This window comes from Pantoea sp. SS70 (assembly GCF_029866845.1).
Lineage (GTDB): Bacteria > Pseudomonadota > Gammaproteobacteria > Enterobacterales > Enterobacteriaceae > Pantoea > Pantoea leporis.
In genome coordinates this window covers 17,122-35,387 of sequence record NZ_CP117200.1, presented here as the reverse complement: position 1 = coordinate 35,387, position 18,266 = coordinate 17,122, and the positions used below count along the sequence as shown (strand labels likewise).

Annotated in this window: 15 protein-coding genes; 13 read left to right on the top strand and 2 right to left on the bottom strand. The window is 54.0% G+C overall.

Translation table 11 applies throughout. The annotated features are described in order from the left end of the window. The first annotated feature begins 120 nt into the window (after positions 1-120). The gene (locus tag PO881_RS19755) at positions 121-3,624 is read left to right on the top strand and encodes a transporter substrate-binding domain-containing protein (protein ID WP_280173134.1); all 3,504 of its coding nucleotides are present in this window, start codon (positions 121-123) and stop codon (positions 3,622-3,624) included. A gap of 4 nt (positions 3,625-3,628) precedes the next feature. Here PO881_RS19755 and PO881_RS19750 read toward each other — a convergent pair whose 3' ends face one another. Continuing rightward, complete coding sequence (locus PO881_RS19750) at positions 3,629-6,469, bottom strand: transporter substrate-binding domain-containing protein (RefSeq protein ID WP_280173133.1); 2,841 nt, start codon at positions 6,467-6,469, stop codon at positions 3,629-3,631. 268 nt (positions 6,470-6,737) lie between these two features. Between PO881_RS19750 and PO881_RS19745 the strand changes: the two genes are divergently transcribed. Next, positions 6,738-7,433 (top strand): response regulator transcription factor, encoded by a 696-nt coding sequence (locus PO881_RS19745; protein WP_192413008.1) that lies wholly within the window; start codon positions 6,738-6,740, stop codon positions 7,431-7,433. 9 nt (positions 7,434-7,442) lie between these two features. On the opposite strand, the gene PO881_RS19740 is transcribed toward PO881_RS19745, so the two are convergent. Next, positions 7,443-8,381 (bottom strand): MurR/RpiR family transcriptional regulator, encoded by a 939-nt coding sequence (locus PO881_RS19740; RefSeq protein WP_137387377.1) that lies wholly within the window; start codon positions 8,379-8,381, stop codon positions 7,443-7,445. Between the two features lie 288 nt (positions 8,382-8,669). Here PO881_RS19740 and PO881_RS19735 point away from each other — a divergent pair, with 288 nt between their 5' ends. The 11 genes from PO881_RS19735 to PO881_RS19685 all read left to right on the top strand — a co-directional run bounded on the left by PO881_RS19735 (position 8,670) and on the right by PO881_RS19685 (position 18,261). Continuing rightward, positions 8,670-8,978, top strand: coding sequence for a PTS sugar transporter subunit IIB (locus PO881_RS19735; RefSeq protein WP_280173318.1), 309 nt, complete (start codon positions 8,670-8,672; stop codon positions 8,976-8,978). A gap of 59 nt (positions 8,979-9,037) precedes the next feature. Beyond that, positions 9,038-9,379, top strand: coding sequence for a PTS lactose/cellobiose transporter subunit IIA (locus PO881_RS19730; protein ID WP_101761518.1), 342 nt, complete (start codon positions 9,038-9,040; stop codon positions 9,377-9,379). Continuing rightward, the gene (locus PO881_RS19725; RefSeq protein ID WP_280173132.1) at positions 9,372-10,685 is read left to right on the top strand and encodes a 6-phospho-beta-glucosidase; all 1,314 of its coding nucleotides are present in this window, start codon (positions 9,372-9,374) and stop codon (positions 10,683-10,685) included. Before PO881_RS19730 ends, PO881_RS19725 begins: the two co-directional genes overlap by 8 nt. A 31-nt stretch (positions 10,686-10,716) precedes the next feature. Next, the gene (celB, locus tag PO881_RS19720; RefSeq protein WP_137387379.1) at positions 10,717-12,069 is read left to right on the top strand and encodes a PTS cellobiose transporter subunit IIC; all 1,353 of its coding nucleotides are present in this window, start codon (positions 10,717-10,719) and stop codon (positions 12,067-12,069) included. Between the two features lie 451 nt (positions 12,070-12,520). Next, the gene (locus PO881_RS19715) at positions 12,521-12,772 is read left to right on the top strand and encodes a biofilm/acid-resistance regulator YmgB/AriR (protein ID WP_280173317.1); all 252 of its coding nucleotides are present in this window, start codon (positions 12,521-12,523) and stop codon (positions 12,770-12,772) included. Positions 12,773-12,930: 158 nt separating this feature from the next. After that, complete coding sequence (locus tag PO881_RS19710) at positions 12,931-13,272, top strand: hypothetical protein (protein ID WP_192413004.1); 342 nt, start codon at positions 12,931-12,933, stop codon at positions 13,270-13,272. Between the two features lie 209 nt (positions 13,273-13,481). Further along, complete coding sequence (locus tag PO881_RS19705) at positions 13,482-13,946, top strand: nucleoside deaminase (protein ID WP_277974981.1); 465 nt, start codon at positions 13,482-13,484, stop codon at positions 13,944-13,946. A 214-nt stretch (positions 13,947-14,160) separates the two neighbouring features. Continuing rightward, complete coding sequence (locus PO881_RS19700; RefSeq protein WP_110866887.1) at positions 14,161-14,871, top strand: FadR/GntR family transcriptional regulator; 711 nt, start codon at positions 14,161-14,163, stop codon at positions 14,869-14,871. Next, positions 14,858-16,024, top strand: coding sequence for a PLP-dependent transferase (locus PO881_RS19695; RefSeq protein ID WP_280173131.1), 1,167 nt, complete (start codon positions 14,858-14,860; stop codon positions 16,022-16,024). The genes PO881_RS19700 and PO881_RS19695 overlap by 14 nt, the downstream gene beginning before the upstream one ends. Before the next feature lie 20 nt (positions 16,025-16,044). Further along, a complete protein-coding gene (locus PO881_RS19690; RefSeq protein ID WP_222183326.1) occupies positions 16,045-17,316 on the top strand; it encodes a sugar ABC transporter substrate-binding protein in 1,272 nt (423 codons plus the stop codon). A 24-nt stretch (positions 17,317-17,340) separates the two neighbouring features. Next, on the top strand, positions 17,341-18,261 hold the full coding sequence (locus PO881_RS19685; protein ID WP_192234862.1) for a sugar ABC transporter permease: 921 nt from the start codon (positions 17,341-17,343) through the stop codon (positions 18,259-18,261). Positions 18,262-18,266 lie beyond the last annotated feature (5 nt).

Below are 18,266 nucleotides of genomic sequence, written 5' to 3'. Positions count from 1 at the left end.
GGTGCTATGCGTACGCTTTGCTGCATTTTCCTGATATTGCTCTGTGCCGCGCGGGTTCCTGTGCAGGCGAAAGAGTTTCATTTACTGACTCGCGCCTCATTTGAGGGGCTCAAACCGCTAGTGCTTTCGACGGAAGACCGTCATCTGCTGCAGGATAAAAAGCAGTTAGTAATGGGCATTTTTCCCAGCGAGTCACCGCCTTATGGCATGACTAACATGCGGGACGAATATGAAGGATTGAGCGCCGACTATGCTGGACTGGTAGCTAAACAGCTCGGCTTAACGCTGCACATTGAGCAATATGCGTCGCTGGAGCAAGCACTCAATGCGTTGAAAAGTGGCAAGATCGATTTGGTGCCGTCGCTCACTGCGCGGCAGGATGAGAGCCCGCTGCTTTTTTCTGATCCTTATGCCAGTGAACAACCGGTTCTCGGCATGCGCGCCAACGATAACGACCCTTTGCCCGGCGATCTCCACAATATTGATGTTGCCGTGGTGAAGACCTATCTGCCTTTAAGCCTGCTGCGTCAGGCTTATCCGCACGCTAATTTCCGCATGTATGAAAATTATCAGGATGCGCTGAGCGCCGTCTCCTTTGGAACCGCGCGTGTCTATCTGGGCAACAGTTTTTCCCTCAGCCGTAACTTTTTAAATAATTTGCGCATGGTCCGCTTTAGCCAGCTGCCGCAGAAGATGATCAGTTTTGCGTTTTCCGAGCAGGCGACAGAACTTCAAACGCTGGTGAATCGTGCAATCAGTAACGTGCCGCAGGAAGAGAAAAACGAACTGTTGCGTATTTGGCAGCCCGACATGGTGGGGATGAACCAGTCGCTGAATACCCCACCTTTCACCGCTGAGGAACGTAAATGGATGATGGCGCATCCGGTGATAAAAATGGTGATGTTCAGCCAGGACAAAGCCGCGCCGATGACCATTATCGATCAGAGTGGCGCCTTGCGCGGCATGGTCAGCGATCTCATCACGCTCGTCACACTGAAAACCGGTTTGCGTTTCAGTTTTGAAACCGTCGATACCTCACAAGAGTTGGTTAACCGCGTCAACAGCGCCGATTTTGATATGTTCGCCTCGCTGACACCCAGCGCTCAGCGCGAGCAGCAAATTCTGTTTACCCGACCTTATCTGCGCAGCACCTTTGCCCTGACCACGCGCGTGGGTAACAACGATATTCATTCGCTGCCCGATCTGCGCGGCAAGCGGCTGGCGATGGTCGCCAACACCAGCGTCGAAAATACGGTGCATGCGCGTTATCCGGAAATTGAGATTGTGCCAGTACAGAACATCACAGAAATGATGGCGAAGGTGGAAAAAGGCCAGGCCGATGCGGGCGTCGATATTCTGGTGATGGTGGATTATCAGATCAAAACTCACTTCCAGAATAAGTTAAAGATGGTCAGCGCGATTGGCAGTTCGCCCGCGTGGGTTTCGTTTGGCGTTGGACGCGCCGATCCCGAACTGCGCAGCATTCTCGATAAAGTGCTGCTGAGCATTCCACCGGTGGAGATTGAGGAGCTGGCGAACCGCTGGCGGCCCAGCGACCTGATTGTTTACGACAGCTTCTGGCAGCGCTATCAGGGGGTGCTGATCGCCAGCATCATCTTTTTTGTATTGCTCATGTTGATGGTGATTGGCTGGGCGCTGTATCAGCGACAAATTATTCGCCGAAAAGCCGAGCTGCGGCGTGAACTGAATGTGCAGCTGGCGCAGCTACAAGCGTTAGTCACCAGCATGCCGTTCCCGGTTTCACTGCGCGACAAAGATGGTCGTTTAACCTACTGTAACCAGCGCTATTTAGTGGAAACCGGTGTGATTTATGAAGAGGCGTTGGGCAAAACCATGCCCGAACATCCCGGCTTACGCACGCCAGAGCAGGCGGCGTTTTATCACAATCAGCTGATTGGTGTGGTAAAAACTGGCGTTCCGATCGTTGAAGATCGCCGTTATGACCTGTGGGACAACCCGGATTCTTCGATTGGCGTCACCGTTTATCAGTGGATCCAGCCGTTTAACGACAGCGATGGCAACGTGGTCGGTGTTATCGCCGGTTGGATGGACATCTCCGAGCGTGAAGCGCTGTTTGCCGAACTACGCGAGGCCAAAGAGCGGGCCGAAGATTCCAGCCGCGCTAAATCAGTTTTTCTCTCCACCATGAGCCATGAAATCCGTACGCCAATGAACGCCATTATCGGCATGCTGGATATGGCGCTGAAAAAAGGGCGCAGCGGCGAGCAGGATTTGCAGGCATTAGAAGTGGCGTACGATTCAGCGGAAAGTCTGGTGGGGCTGATTGGCGATATCCTCGACATCTCGCGCATTGAAGGCGGCCAGCTGGAATATCATCCGGAAGCGGTGCATCCCGGCAAGCTGATCGATAACCTGATGAAGGTGTTTCAGGGGCTAGCGATTGACAAAAATATCACGCTGACCAGGCACATTCCCGAAGATGGGTTGGAGCAGGTGCTCGCCGATCCGTTGCGCATCAAGCAGGTGCTGTCCAATCTGTTAAGCAACGCGATCAAATTCACCGATCAGGGCGGCGTCTCACTGACACTCACCCAACGGAAAGATGTCGCTGCCGGCCACGTGTATCTGGTGATTGAAGTGCAGGACAGCGGCATTGGTATTGATGAAAAACAGCAGGCCGCGCTGTTTAAACCCTTCAGCCAGGCCGATAACCGCCGCGCCGGAACCGGGCTTGGTCTTTATATCAGCCGTACCATTTGTGAAAAGATGGGCGGAACCTTAACGCTGAGCAGTGAAAAAGGTGTGGGAACCTGCGCCCGCGCTACGTTGATGTTGCCGATGGCGGAAAGTCAGAGCCTCGAGCTGGAAGAGAAAGCGGAAGAGGGTGAAAAACTGCCGCTCCGTTCGGTGCTGGTGGTGGATGATAACGCAGCTAACCGTATGCTGCTGGCGAAACAGTTGAGTTGGTTGGGGCAACATGCGGATTTGGCCGCTGATGGTCATGAAGCATTACAGATGTGGCAGCGTGGCAATTACGATGTGGTGATCACCGACTGCAATATGCCGGGTTTAAATGGTTATCAACTAACCGAGATTATTCGTGAATCGGAAGAAGATTTAGGGCGTGAACCGATTTGGATCATGGGCTTTACCGCGAATGCCATGCATGTGGTAATCAAACGCTGCCTGGAAGCCGGCATGAACAGCTGTCTGTTTAAACCCTGCTCGATCAGCAGCCTGGCGGCCGCACTGCGCGCGATTGGTGCAGAACAATCTCCAGCGGACGTCACCGTGCCTGCAGCGCCAGAGAGTAGCGATGTTGATCGCCAGATGGAAGCGGCCATGCGCGATTTAATGGTTGCCACGCTGGCGGAAGATTTGGCGCAGTTAGACGATTTCAACCTCGACCATCATCGTGCTGAAATTGCCGATCTGGTACATCGCATCGCGGGCAGCGTGCGTATCGCCCGCCAGCATCGGTTGGCTGATGCCTGTCTGCAACTGGAGATTGCCTGCCGCGATCCACAACAGCAAAGCGACGCATTGCAGCCACGCTTGAGTGAGCTGGTCACGCGGTTGGCAGCTTATCAGGCGCAGCTGGAGAGTGCAGCGGTTCTGAGTGATATCGCCGAAGAGGAGTAAATAGTTAAAAGCCGGCGCGCTGGGCGGAATCTGTGGTTTCCTTTGTGCGCAGACAATTCGACAGAATTTCACGTAACTCTGTTGGCGTAATCGGCTTGGTCAGGCAGCCATCAATGCCTGCGCTGCGGCAATCTTCGGCGGCATCAAAACTGCTCATCGCTGTTAAAGCGTAGATGGGTGTTGCTGCCAGCTGCTGGTTTTTCTCCTGTTGCCGAATCGCAAGGCTCATGGCAAAACCGTCCATCTGCGGCATGGTGCAGTCGGTAATGACTAATCCAATCTCATGCCGATGTTGCTGCCAAAGCGTCAGACCTTGTTGGCCATCTAACGCGCTCAGTACCTCGCAACCTGCCTTTTGCAACTGCTGGCTCAGTAACAGACGAGCGGGGGGATAATCGTCAACAATTAGCACTTTCGGGGTGGGCTGTGCCGGAGCGCGCGGTGCAGCTGGCGATGCGTTTACCGGCGCCGCAGAGAAGTGCAAGCTCACGCTGTTGCTTTCACCGGCAACGCTGTTGACTTTGAGCTGCGCACCGGCGTCCTGCGCCATACGCTGGCAGGCGGCCAGGCTAAAGCCGGTTTCCGCCCAGGCGCGCGTATCGTCAGCGCCTTGCAAGCTTTCCCAGCGCTCGGCCAGCAAGCCGTCGCTCTGATTGCTAACCGCGATCGCCAGCGGTAAATAGCCATTAGGTTCCTGCGTTTCACAGCACAGCGTCACCGTGATATCGCCTTGCTGAGTGTGTTGAATGGCATTACGTAACAGGCTGGAGGTGATCCGAATGATCAGCAGCGGATCGAACTCCACGCGCGGCGCATGGGGATCGAGTGTGACATGCAGGCGCAAACCTTTCTCCTCAGCTTGCTGCTGAAATAGCGCCACCGTACTGCTCAGTAATGAAGGCAGGTTTACCACGCGGATGCGGCTCTGTTCATCACGCGCTTCGGCGCGGAAAATATCAAACACATCGCCGGTGATGGAGAGCAGCGAGCATGCGGATTCATACACCGTTTGCAAATTTTCATTGTGCTGATGCTGGCTGTGTAATCGCTCCAGCTCTAACTCCAGCAGGCCGGTAATAGCGTTGAGCGGGGTGCGAATTTCGTGGCCCATGCTCTTCATAAACGCGTTACGCGCCGCGAGCACCCGATCATTCTCTGCTTTGGCTTCCTGCAGTTGACGAATCAAGGTTTGATTACTGTTGAGACGTTCACGCAGGGCCTTTAGCGACTGGCACAATCGACCAATCCACCAGCCTACCAACAGGAACAGCAGCGACCCCAGCAACAGGGTGATCGCGATTAAGGTGGGGGAAAACGCGCGTGCTGATTTCTGATCCGGCGCCAGGAGTGTGTCACGCCAGGAACTGGCAATACTCATCAGCCTATCGGGAGGCGTTTGTTGTAGCGCTTTGTTGAGAATACTGAGAGCAGGTGAGTCTGCTCGTTGGGCGGCAAAGCCCACGCTGTAAGGTTTTACCGGCAGCGAAAGCGACTGGTGTAGACGGTGGAATGGGTTGCGCTTCAGCTGATACTGTACCGAGAATTGCGATCCAATCGCGCCGTGCGCCTCGCCGTTGTTGACCAGCACCAGCGCCTGCTGCAGCGTGTCGGTGACGATCAGTTGCAACGTGGGATACCAGGTTTCCAGCCACGGAATCAGCGGATTATTCTGCTGGATAGCAATTCTCTCGCCCTCCAGCTCGTGCAGTGAAGCAGGCTGAATGGTGTTGCGTTGCATCACCAGCACCGCTGGCGTCACCAGCCAGGGCTCACTTTGCGTCATCGACAGATCGGCGGCTTCCGGTTCCCCCGGTATGGTCAGGCTGCTGGCCAGCACCGCCTGCGGATATTTCACCCAGAGCGCGGTCAGCTGTGCATCGTCTTCAGCTATTTGATAGTTGAACTGTAAGCCGAAGCGCTCGCTGATGTGCCGCAGCACATCGACCGCCAGTCCAGAGGGTTCCCCTTGCTGGCTGATATAACTGATAGGTTCGCGACGACCATCCAGCAATACAGTGATGGCCGGATTTTGCTGGCTCCATGTCAGCTCTTCCGGCGAGAGTGATAACGCGGGATGACCGATCACCGCTTCACGATCCATGCCCCAGCCTTGTGCAATGCGCAAACGGCTTACCAGCGGCAGATGAGTGAGCACATTATTGATGGCGCTCAGCAATTGCGGTTCGGCAGCCGGCACGCCAAAAGTGAGCCGGAACTCGCCGAGTGAAGGATGCGGCAGTAGCCACAGATTATCGAGTTGATTATTACGCTGAAGATAGCTGGCGGTAGCATGGCTAAAACCGGCGGCAGCGGATTGACCAAAGGCGATGGAATTGATCGCCTGATAGTAATCTTCAAACGCTTCCGGCGAAGGACTGATATCTGGCAGCGTTTGACTATCCAGCATGAGTAACGGCAGCTTACCGCGCGGCGCTTGCTGTCCGGCGCGCGTGACGATCACCGCTCGGTCGTTTAGCCATGGCAATGAAGCATGCACCGACATGTGCGGCGTGAGATCGGGTGTCCAGATCGCCAGCATGTCGACTTTTTTATGATTCATCGCGCGAATCGCCTCTTCACGGCTGCGATAGTGAGTCAGCTCAAAATGTAACTGTAGCGTCGATTCGAGCAGCGCCAGGTAATCTGCGTCAATGCCCGCCAACTGTCCACGCTCCATGCCCAAGCTAACCGGCGGTTGTGACGCGCCCCAGACGCCGACGCGCACCACGGGATGCGTTAGCAGCCACGCGCGAACATTCGCGGCAAAGGTCACCGGCGGCGGATTGACTTCAATGCGCGGGGCCAGCGTCAGCACGTTTCCTTGCGCATGTGGCAGCCCTGGCATAAAAACCAGCGTCAGGAGAGCAAGCAAGAGGTAAAAAAGCAGTCCGTTTTTCATCGTCAAATAATCGGTAATTTTTCTACCTTGATTTTGACGTAATACTGCCTGGAATCAGCCAGGCCAGGTCTTGGTTTTTAGTAGTAAGTGTATGAAAAACAATATAAGTATTTTCCTACGCGCGCCTAAGCATTCAGCGCTTCAGAAAAGTCCCGGTAATGCCTATGCTGGGCCAAACCGTATCAATATGAGTTTCAGGTTACCGAGGTGGCAGATGGCCGTGTTTCACGCGAACAAAATTAAGGTGGTGATGCTGGATGATCATCCCATGATGCGCTTCTCATTCGAAGTTGCTGCCACACGTGAACCCGATATCAACATGCTGGCGACATTTGGCACCAGCAAAGCGCTGTTGGCCTGGCTTGGGCAGAACAGTGCCGACGTATTGGTGCTGGATTACATTCTGGGTAACGACCAGTTAGATGGCTTATCGCTAATTAAACACATCCGGATGCATCATCCGCAGTTGAAAATTTTGCTCTCAACGTCGATGGAAAGTGTTGCGGTAATTCGTGCGGCTCTGCATCTGGGCATTAAAGGCTATATCACTAAACGTGAAGAGACCCCGGCTTACTTTGCGGCAATCCGTAATATTGCTGCTGGCAAGCGCTCGCTGCCGGATGACATCGCCAGCCTGCTAAGCCAATTGCCAGGCCGTAAGCGGGATCGTCCTATTTTGCAGGAAGATTCGAACGAGGTTTCGCGTGTTTCACAGCTGAGTAAATTGCTCACGGCGCGTGAAGCGGAAGTGATTCGCTGTTTTATTGATGGCATGCAAGTGTTCGAAATCGCTGCAAAACTCAATCGCAGCCGCAAAACCATCAGCGCTCATAAGCAGACCGGCATGAAAAAACTCGGCATCGCGTCGGATTTGGAGCTGTTTAAATATCGTGGCGATCTGTTTCAGTAACCGCTGTGCTTAAAGCGCCGCTTCCAGCCGATCCAGCGCAAACAAAATGCCGTAACGGCGCGCGTGTTGCGCTTCCGGCAGCGGCAGCCAAATATCGGCCTGATTGGCGAGATCTAATGTCTTCGCACAAAGCGCAATCACCGGCGTTTTTTGAATGTGCGCATGGTGTACTGCGCTAAGCACGTGGCTGTTAACCGTATCAGGCGCGAGAATCAGCAACAGGTCGTCCGGCTGCAAACGGCTCAGCGTCATGCTCAGCAGGTTGTCATCCTGAATCCACGCGCTGGCCAGTCCGGCGTTTTGCAGGCGCTGATGGACGTCCGCCACCAGCGTAGTTTGCAGCCCCGATGCGCCAATCAGCAGTACGCTTCGGGCTTTACGCAACATCTCTGCGGCACGTTGCCAGGTCGCCGCTTCCGCTTGACCATATTGCTGGGTTAACGCTTGAGTAATAGCCTCAATCGGCGCAATCGCGTGAGGGGGTTGTCTCTGTGGCGCGCGCGCCAGCCGCATACGCAAATCGCGGATATCCTCGCAACCCAGCGAACGCGCAAAGCGGGTGATGGTGGCGGCGCTGACTTCTGCGCGGCCGGCAAGTTGCTCGATGGTGGCGGAAGCGGCAAAAGCAGTGTCGCTGAGAATCGCTTCGGCAACACGTTTCTCCTGCTGACTCAGCGACGATTGCCTCTGGCGGATGACATCGATAAATTCAACATCCTGCTGCTGACCGGCTTTCCGCACCTGATGGAGAAAATCATCAAGATCCTGACAGCCCGCCGAAGTGGCAAAGCGTCTTAGCACATCCGGACTCACACCAGCCTGTGTAGCCAGACTCTCCATGGTGACGTGTACATTGGCGTGCAGGTTCGCCAGAATAAAACGCGCCAGCCTCGATTCCTGCGCATCCGCGCGCTCCGACTGCTGTCGTAATTGCCAGACAATATCCATTAGCTCATCACATCCTCAGTAGCGAAGGTCCATCATGCATGAAATTATTTTTCATGTTGAGTTTTTTTTCATCTCATCGCGGGGTGTTAGCGCCGTTTGTTGGGCTTTTTACTGTTAAATTACGGTTAAGATCACACTCATGAAAAATATTTTCATGACGATTTTAATCGTATCCATCTGACTTGTATTAATAAATTATCTATCCATCAGAAAATCCTCTGCCCACAGCCACTTTACAGCGTCTCTGAGACAGGTCTTAAATGGCCGGAACAAATCACAGGAGAAGAAATTATGCGCATCGTACTTTGCTGTGCTGCTGGCATGTCAACCAGCATGCTGGTGAGCAAAATGCAGCACGCCGCTGCAGGTCGCGGTATGGAGATTGACATTAAAGCCGTGCCGGTGGCGGAATTCGAACGCATTCTGCCAGATGCCGATGTGGTTCTGCTTGGCCCGCAGGTGCAGTTCGAAGCAGCCCGACTTAGCGCCATTGCCGCGCCGCAAGGCAAATCTGTCGCCGTCATTGACATGATGGATTACGGCATGATGCGTGGCGAACAGGTGCTCGATAAAGCGCTGGCCTTACACGCTTCTTAAACGTCCTTTTTAACCCATCCAACTGACATTACACGGCGTTGTGCTGTGGGGGATTCTGCATGTCTGAAATCGTGGCTATCGAGTTTGAAGAGGAAATTATGCTGTTGCTGGTGCAGGCCGGCGCAGCCCGCAGCGCGGCCATCAGCGCGCTGCGACTGGCGCGAGAAGGGCGCTTTAGCGAGGCGCAGCAACAGCTGGCGGCGGCAGGCGAAAGCATCAGCGCTGCGCACCAGCAGCAGACCGCGCTGATTGGTCTGGATGAAGGCAGCGGTAAGTTGCCGGTCACGCTGATTCTGGTGCACGCCCAGGATCATCTGATGAACGCCATGCTGATTCAGGATCTGGCTGGCGAAATCATTGAACTCTACCGCCGCACAGCGGCAGGAGGCACAGATGCTTAAGATCGCAATTATTGGTGGTGGCAGCAGCTATTCACCGGAGCTGGTGGAAGGGATCATCAATCGCTATGCGCAGCTGCCGGTGACGGAACTGGCGCTGGTGGATATTGAGCAAGGGCGCGAAAAGGTTAATGTCATCGCCGATCTTACTCGTCGCATGCTGCAGCAAAACGGGCTGGAGCAGGTAAAAGTGAGCGTCCATTTTGAGCTGGATGACGCGATTCGCGGTGCTCGTTTTGTTCTGACGCAGCTGCGTGTGGGACTGTTGGCCGCGCGCGCGGCGGATGAGCGCCTCGGGCTGAAATATGGTCGGCTCGGCCAGGAAACCACTGGCGTTGGCGGCTTTGCCAAAGCATTGCGCACCATTCCGGTGATGCTCAAAGTAGCGCGCAAAGTCGAGGAGCTGGCGCCGGACGCCTTCATCATCAACTTCACTAATCCGGCGGGAATTGTGACGGAGGCGGTGTCGCGCTATAGCAAGGCGAAAATCATCGGGCTGTGCAATGTGCCGGTGAATATGCATCACATGATTGCTGGCATGCTCGACGCGCCCTGGGATGACGTGCAGCTGCGCTTCGCCGGGCTCAATCATCTGGTGTGGGTGCATCAGGTGACCTGTCGCGGCGAGGATGTGACCGCGCAGGTGATCGAGCAACTGTGCGATGGCCAATCGCTCACCATGAACAACATCAAAGATATGCCGTGGTCGCCGCAGTTCTTGCGCGCGCTCAAAGCGATTCCGTGCCCGTATCACCGTTATTACTGGCAAACGCCGCAGATGCTGGCCGAAGAGCAGGAGAAAGCGCAAAACGGTCATGAAGGCACGCGCGCGGAGCAGGTGATGAAAGTGGAAGCGGAACTGTTCGCGCTGTATGCCGACCCGCATCTGGCGCACAAACCCGAGCAGCTGAGTTTCCGTGGCGGCGCGTATTACTCCGAAGTGGCGGTTGAGCTGATCAGTGCGATTCACAATAACAGCGGCAAAAATCTGGTGGTGAACTGTCGCAACAATGGCGCGATTCATGGCCTGCCGGATGACGCGGTGGTGGAGGTGAACTGTCTGGTTGATGCGCAAGGCGCGCATCCGTTGGCGTTTGGTGAGTTGCCGCCGCTGATGAATGGCCTGACGCAGCAGATCAAAGCGTTTGAACGCCTGACTATCGAAGCCGCGGTGCATGGCGATCGTGAGCAAGCGCTGATGGCGCTGCTCGGCAATCCGTTAGTCGGTGATGTCGCGACCGCCGAAGCCTTGCTTGACGAAGTGCTGACCCTAAACAAGCCGTGGCTGCCGCAGTTCGCCACGCCATAATCCGTTGCGCCACTGAGCCAGAGGAACACCTATGTCTAACCGTACTTTTATAGACCGTTATGTCTTGCCCGTCGCACTGAAAATCGCCGGTCAGAAGCATGTCCTCTCCGTGCGCGATGGCATCATTCTCAACATGCCGTTTATGCTGATTGGCAGCTTCTTCCTGATCTTTGCCTATCTGCCGATTCCGGCGTGGGGCCATTTAATGGCGGATCTGTTTGGCGAGACGTGGCGCAACAAACTGCTTTATCCGGTGCGCGCCACCTACGACATCATGGCGCTGATCTCCAGCTTCGGCATCGCTTACCGCCTGGCGGAGAAGTATCGCACGCTCGATCCGCTCACCAGCGGCGCGATGGCGTTAGTGGCATTTGTGATGACCATTCCGCAGCAGACGCTGTTTGCCCCGGTGGAAGGCGCGCCGACGCAGTTGGTCACCGGCGTGTTGCCGATTTCACTGATTGGCAGCCAGGGTTTGTTCGTGGCTATCGTGGTTGCGCTGCTCTCGACCGAGATCTACCGCTTTGTGCACAACCGTAATTTGGTAATCAAGATGCCGGAGGGCGTGCCGCCTGCGGTGGCGAAATCCTTCCTCGCGCTGGTGCCCGGTTTTTGCGTGCTGGCGGTGGTGTTGGTGATTCGTCTGGCGGTGGAAGCATCGCCGTTCGGCGATATCAATAACCTGATTGCTACTGTAATTGGTTTGCCGATGCATCACGTGGGCGGCACCTTGCCTGGCATGATTTTCTCGGTGCTGCTGATTGGGATTCTCTGGACGCTTGGACTGCACGGCGATGCGATTGTGCTGGTATTCATTCAGCCGGTTTGGCTGTCGAATATGAGTGAAAACCTCGAGGCGTTTCAGCACAACCAACCGATCCCGCACATCTTTACCCAGCAGTTTTATGATTTGTGGATTGCGCCCGGCGGCACCGGCGCGCTGCTGGGATTGGTGATTTTCATGCTGATTCGTTCGCGCAGTCGCCAGATGAAACAGCTTGGTAAAATTGCCGCACCGGCGGCGCTGTTTAACATTAGTGAGCCATTAGTGTTCGGTATTCCGCTGGTGATGAACCCGTATCTGTTCCTGCCCTTTATCCTGACGCCGGTGGTGCTGGTGATTGTGTCGTGGGCGGCGATGAGCACCGGTTTGGTGGCGCCTCCGGCGGGGATTGCGCTGCCGTTTACCACACCGATTTTTGTCAGCGGCTATCTGGCCACCGGCGGGCATATTTCCGGCACCGTTTTGCAGGTGGTGAATCTGACAATTTCACTGGTGATTTACTATCCGTTCTTCCGGGTCTGGGATCGTCTGAAGTTCCGCGAGGAAGAGGCCAGCCTGCAGCAGGCAAAAGTGGTGAGCGGCGAAGCGGTAACGCCTTAGACACCGGGGCAGAAGCGCATCAATGTGCGCTTCTGTGATCTGTAAACCGATAAACCACAATGCGCATTAATCACCTAACAGGACTAATTTACAATTCTCTTTGGACTCTAACTATCACTCAACTGACTGTTATCGCTGATTTTATTTCAATTGCTTAAAATAACAGCGGTTTTATTATAAGAAACTTCTGTACTCTTATTACGTGTTTGTATATTTTTGTGATCAAGTGGTGACATAACTTCTTTCACCCCGAAACCCACGCTACTCAATGTAAACTTCAGCAGGCTCTCTTGATAGACATTTTCTCTAAAATTAACAACATTCCCCTTTTATTAAATTCAATCAACTTAACGAGATCATTTGCGATCTCATTTTTCAGACTATTCCATTAATTTTTTATTACTCAATAAAGTGCTGGCACTAACGTCGCCAGGGGAAACGCATGCAAAAAATGAATATCAGTACCGATTTTATCGCTTATTTCAATTGTGGTTCTGTAAAGCTGAAATCTGAGGCCGAAATATTGGGCTCAATTATCACCGCTATCATAAAAGACAAAAAAACTGTTACCAATAAGAGCATTATTGCCTATCTGCTGGCAGAGCTTGAGAGCACCGATGATGTGATTTTCCAGGATTGCCTGCGGAATACGCTGCAAATCGTGGTAGGAAAGACGCCGGATGATGACGGCTTTTTCAGTTAAGATAATCTCCCATAATTAAGAACGTGGGTTTTAAACCGATTCATTTTTAAAAGTTCAGGATTTATCTGACAGTATCAGGCCATGAGAATGGCGTTATAATTACTGGCCCGACCAGAATAATCTGGCACACAGATAAATCCAACAATAAGTGATATTTTATGAATTACAGCAATTTTTCAGCAAAAGTGAGTTTCTGGCCCAATATGCATTTCACCGCAATTGAAATTGTACAGTGTGGCGATCTCTACGAAATATATGCGACGGACATTTCCCGTCTCGCTAAAAGCAAGCTTTTTGTCGGGCGCACCCATGATAAAAATCTGGCGGATTCCTACGCGAAACAGTTCGAAGAGTGGTTACCTAAAGTTAATCGTGAAATGAAACTGCGTGACATTGCGCCGTTAACAGGAAATATGCCGTCGCAGGCTTTTTGTGGAAAACGCGATCTTGAAATTTTGCCGAGCCAGGCTGAATTTTTGCGTAACCCTCATCAATGGTAGTCCTCAGTAAGTAGTCTTAAAATGCGAGCTTGCGATTAAGATTATTACTCTTCTAAAGGCGGTGCTGCCCATCACCGCCATCAGAAATAAACTTTTACTTATTCACCGGTTAAATCGTATACGTTTAGCCTGCTCATCGCTTTCGCATTATACAAAACTGAACCAGGCTCAACATGTCATGGTTAATTATGTATACAAGCGAGGAACGAATGGATTTTGTACAACGCACGATCGATTTAGCAATGAAAAACGTTGAAGAGGGCGGTCGCCCATTTGCAACAGTCATTGTTCGCGACGGCAAGGTAATCGCTGAGAGCGCAAACCAGGTCGCACAGACGAATGATCCCACGGCTCACGCTGAAATACTGGCCATCCGCGAAGCCTGCCGTCAATCAAGCAGCGAAAACCTCACCGACTGCGACATTTACATTCTTGCCAGCCCTTGTCCAATGTGTCTGGGTGCACTCTATTATTGCAGTCCAAAGCAGGTGATATACATCACCAAACGCGAAGAATACTCGACGTATTACCGTGACGATCGTAAATACTTTGAACTGGACACCTTTTACGCTGAATACAGCAAGCCAATTGAACAACGGCGCTTGCCGATGCAATATCAGCCTCGACCGCAAGCGCTCGACGTCTATAAACGCTGGCAGGTTTTAAATAAATAAAAACGTGTTAGTTGCTCGCGGCTACATCCCTCCCAGGATGATCAATACCCTTGCCACGTACCCAACTGGTGCAAATCCCCTCGATTTGCACCAGCAAAACTCATAATGTCCACTTATAACCCCGCACAAAATTCATTCAATTCAGCGGATTAATAATCTGGCACGCGCGTTGCTATTCGATTGGTAGAGATGTTGGACCAATTAAGGCATTGCCATGCAGATACCGGCTGAGCTTCATCCTATTTCCACGCCGCGCAGCGATACGCTGATTCTCGATGCGCTAACGCGCTATATGGCGCAGTCGGGTGCGCAGCCCGGCAGCCGCTTGCCGCCGGAACGCGTACTGGCGGAGAAGCTTGGCGTCAGCCGCAATACGGTGCGTGAAGCACTCAAACGCTGGGAAGCGCTAGGCATTATTCTGCGTAAAAAGGGCAGCGGGACTTTTTTGCAGGCGGAAGTGGGCGTCAACGACAGCTTCTTATCGCTGCGCTTTAAAAACGATTCGGCCAACATGCTGCACGCGCTGGAAGTGCGCCGCATTATCGAGTCGGAATCCTGCGCGTTGGCGGCTCAACGTGCCTCGGCTGCCGATCTGATCGAAATCGAACAACGTCTTAATGAGATGGAAAAAGTGCATCTGGCGATCGGTTCTGCCGGTGCGGAAGACTGGGCATTTCACGCCAGTATCTATCGGGCTGCCGGAAATCCATTGCTGCTACAAATGCTCAACGGCATTTACGACTCATTTCATGCATTTTTTGAATCACCGCCGGAACAGGCGCTGTTTTCAGACTCTTTCCCGCTGCATCGTGAACTCTTTAACGCTATCCGCCAGCGCGATTGCACGGCAGCGCGCGCGATCTGCCATCAAATTCTCGATATCACCGAACGCGACATGAAGGATGTAATGAATGCCAAACGATAAGTTGATTTCGCAACAAACGCTGCTCACTCACGATCAACGCCATGAAATGGGCGCGGTCACTACGCCGATTTACCAATCTTCGCTGTTCACCTTCAGTGATTACGACAGCATGATCGCGCGCTTTCGCGGCGAGAGCGATCAGCCGCTCTATTCGCGCGTCGATAACCCGACGGTAAAAGCGCTGCAGGACAAGATGGCGGCGCTGGAGGGCGGCGAAGCCTGTCTGGCTTTTGGCAGCGGCATGGCGGCGATCAGCAATGCGATTCTCAGCGTGGTGGCGCCGGGTAAAAAAGTGGTGTGCGTTAATCACGTTTATCCCGATACCTATCGCTTTCTGCGTGGCTTCTGCCAGCGCTTTGGCATCGTCACCGAGTTTGTCGATGGCGATGACGAAGCTGCAATTGGTGCGGCCTTATCGGATGCCAGCCTGCTGTATCTGGAAAGTCCCTCAAGCTGGGTGATGAGTGAACAGAATCTGAATAAGCTCGGCGCGATGGCGCGCGAAGCGGGCGTGGTCAGCATGATCGATAACAGCTGGGCTTCACCGATTTTCCAGCAGCCGCTGCTGTGCGGCATCGATATCGTGGTGCACTCGGCGTCGAAATATATCAGCGGCCACAGCGATGTGGTGGCTGGTCTGGTGATCGCCAGCCAGCAGCACATCAACCACATTACGCGTCACATCAGTCCTTACCTCGGCGGCAAACTTTCGGCGCATGAAGCGTCACTGCTGATGCGCGGCCTGCGCACGCTGCCGCTGCGCATGAAACACCACCACCAGAGCGCGCTGACTATTGCTGAGAAACTGGCGGAGCATCCGCTAGTGACCGACGTCTGCCATCCGGGGCTGAAACCGCAGTCGTGGTCCACCTTGCGCGGCTACAGCGGTCTGTTTGCCTTTGAAGTGGCGGAGCAGGTGGATATTCCACAGCTGTGTAACGCGCTAGAGCTGTTCCACATGGGCGTGAGCTGGGGCGGATTTGAGAGTCTGGTGATGCCGGCGATTTCGGTGATCAACCAGGCCAGTGAATTTAACTCGGCGGTGGATTTCGGCGTCTCGCCACGCCTGATCCGCATCTCGGTCGGCCTTGAAGAGACCAACGATTTGTGGGCCGATTTGCAGCAAGCCCTTGCCAGCGCGAATTGCGCGTAATCACTCACTGGAGAAAAGTCATGACGCAACGTTTTGCCGTGAAAGCATTAGTGTTAGCCGTGGGTTTGAGTGCGGCGATGAGCAGCCTCGCCGCCAAGCTTACCGTAGTGGAAGTGATTACCAGCCCGCCGCGCACCGCGCTGCTGCAAAAAATGCTCGATGAGTATAAAACCCAGCATCCCGGCACGGAGATTGAACTGATTTCACTGCCGTGGGGCCAGGCGTTTGAAAAGCTCGGCACCATGCTGCAGAGCGGTCAGGTGCCGGATGTGGTGGAAATGCCGGATACCTGGCAAGGATTGTATGCCAGTAACAATATGCTGGAAGACCTCGAGCCGCGCCTGAAAAGCTGGGATGCCACGCCGCAGCTCACCGATAAAACGCTGGCCATGGCGCGCGCCGCCAACGGCAAAGCCACCATGGTGCCGTACGGCTTTTATCTGCGCGCGCTGTTCTGGAATAAAAAGCTGTTCCAGCAGGCAGGATTGAGTGAACCGCCCAAAACCATGGAGGAATTCGCCAGCGATGCCCAGCGCATCAGCAAATTGGGGAATGGCATCAGCGGCTACTGCATGCGCGGTGGCGTGGGCGGCACCAACGCCTGGATGATGTTTATGGCGGCGATGAACGGTTCGCCGGAGTTCTTCGATAAACAAGGTAACAGCACGCTGACCGAGCCGGGTGCGATGAAAGGCGCGCAGCTGCTGGTGGATATGTATCAAAAGGGCGGCGCCTCGAAAGACAGCGTTAACTGGGGCTTCAATGAGATCGTTTCGGGCTTCTATTCAGGTAAATGCGCAATGCTCGATCAGGATCCCGACGCGCTGATCGCGATTAAAAACAGCATGGCGGCCGATGATTTCGCTGTGGCTCCGATGCCGGTTGGCCCGTCAGGCAAAGCTTTTCCGACCATTGGCTATACCGGCTGGTCGATGTTTAAGCAGGGTAAACAGAAGGATCTCGCCTGGCCGCTGATTACCTTCCTCAGTGACAAAACCAACAACCTCGCATGGTCAAAATTCGTCGGCACGCTGCCGATTTACAAAGGCGCCGAGCAGGATCCGTTCTACCAAACGCCGCAGTTCGCCGGCTGGTTCAAAGAGCTGAACGATCCTAACTATGTGCCGCTAACCATGCCAACCCATCTCAAAGGCTGGGGCTATTTCAACTCGGTGATTGTGAAAGAGAGCAGCCAGGAAACCTTGCTGGGTGAGAACGATACCGAAAGCATGGTGAAGGATTGGGCGAACTATCTCAGCAAAGAGCAGAAAGCCTGGCTTGCCACGCAGTAACCTTCAACCACGCGGAGTGTGATTATGATGCTTGATGCTTCTCTGCCCAACAGTCCGGCGCGCCGCCGCCTCCGCTGGAGTCGGCTGGCTGAGCCGTGGTGGTATCTCTCGCCTGGCCTGTTGCTGATCGCTTTGTTCATCTTTGTGCCGATGGCGATCGGCATCTCCTATGCGTTTCAGAGCATTAACCTGCTGAATCCGCTGGAGACCGGTTGGGTCGGCTGGGATAACTTCAGCGAGATGTTTGATGACCGGCGCTTTTTCAAAGCGCTGGGCCACACGCTGAACTGGACGCTCAGCTCGCTGCTGCTGCAGTTCTTTTTCGGTTTGGCGCTGGCGCTGCTGCTCAATCGCGAATTCCGTTTTCGCCGTTGGGTGCAGGCGCTGGTGTTCTTGCCGTGGGCGGTTCCGGCATTTCTTTCTGGCTTGACCTGGTCATGGTTGTTCAATCCGGTCGTCGGGCCGCTGCCGCAGTGGCTGAGCGATTTGGGCGTGCTGAGTGAGCCGTATAACATCCTGTCCGATCCGCAGTTGGCTATGTGGGGACCGGTGATTGCCAACGTCTGGTTTGGCATTCCGTTCTTTGCCATCACGCTGCTGGCGGCGCTGCAGTCGATTCCCAAAGACCTGTACGAAGCGGCCTCGATTGACGGTGCCAGCGGCTGGCAGCAGTTTCGTCGCGTCACGCTGCCGTTTCTGGCACCGATGATCGCCATCACCGTGATGCTGCGCACCATCTGGATCGCCAATTTTGCCGATCTCATTGTGGTGATGACCGATGGCGGTCCGGCGGGATCGACCTCGATTCTCTCCAGCTACATCTTCACCACCGCCTATCGAAAGCTCGACTTTGGCTATGCCTCAGCGATGGCGGTGTTTCTGTTACTGCTGATGACCTGTTATGCGCTGGTGTTGCTGCGCATCCGTCATCAGCTGCTGAAATAGGAGGC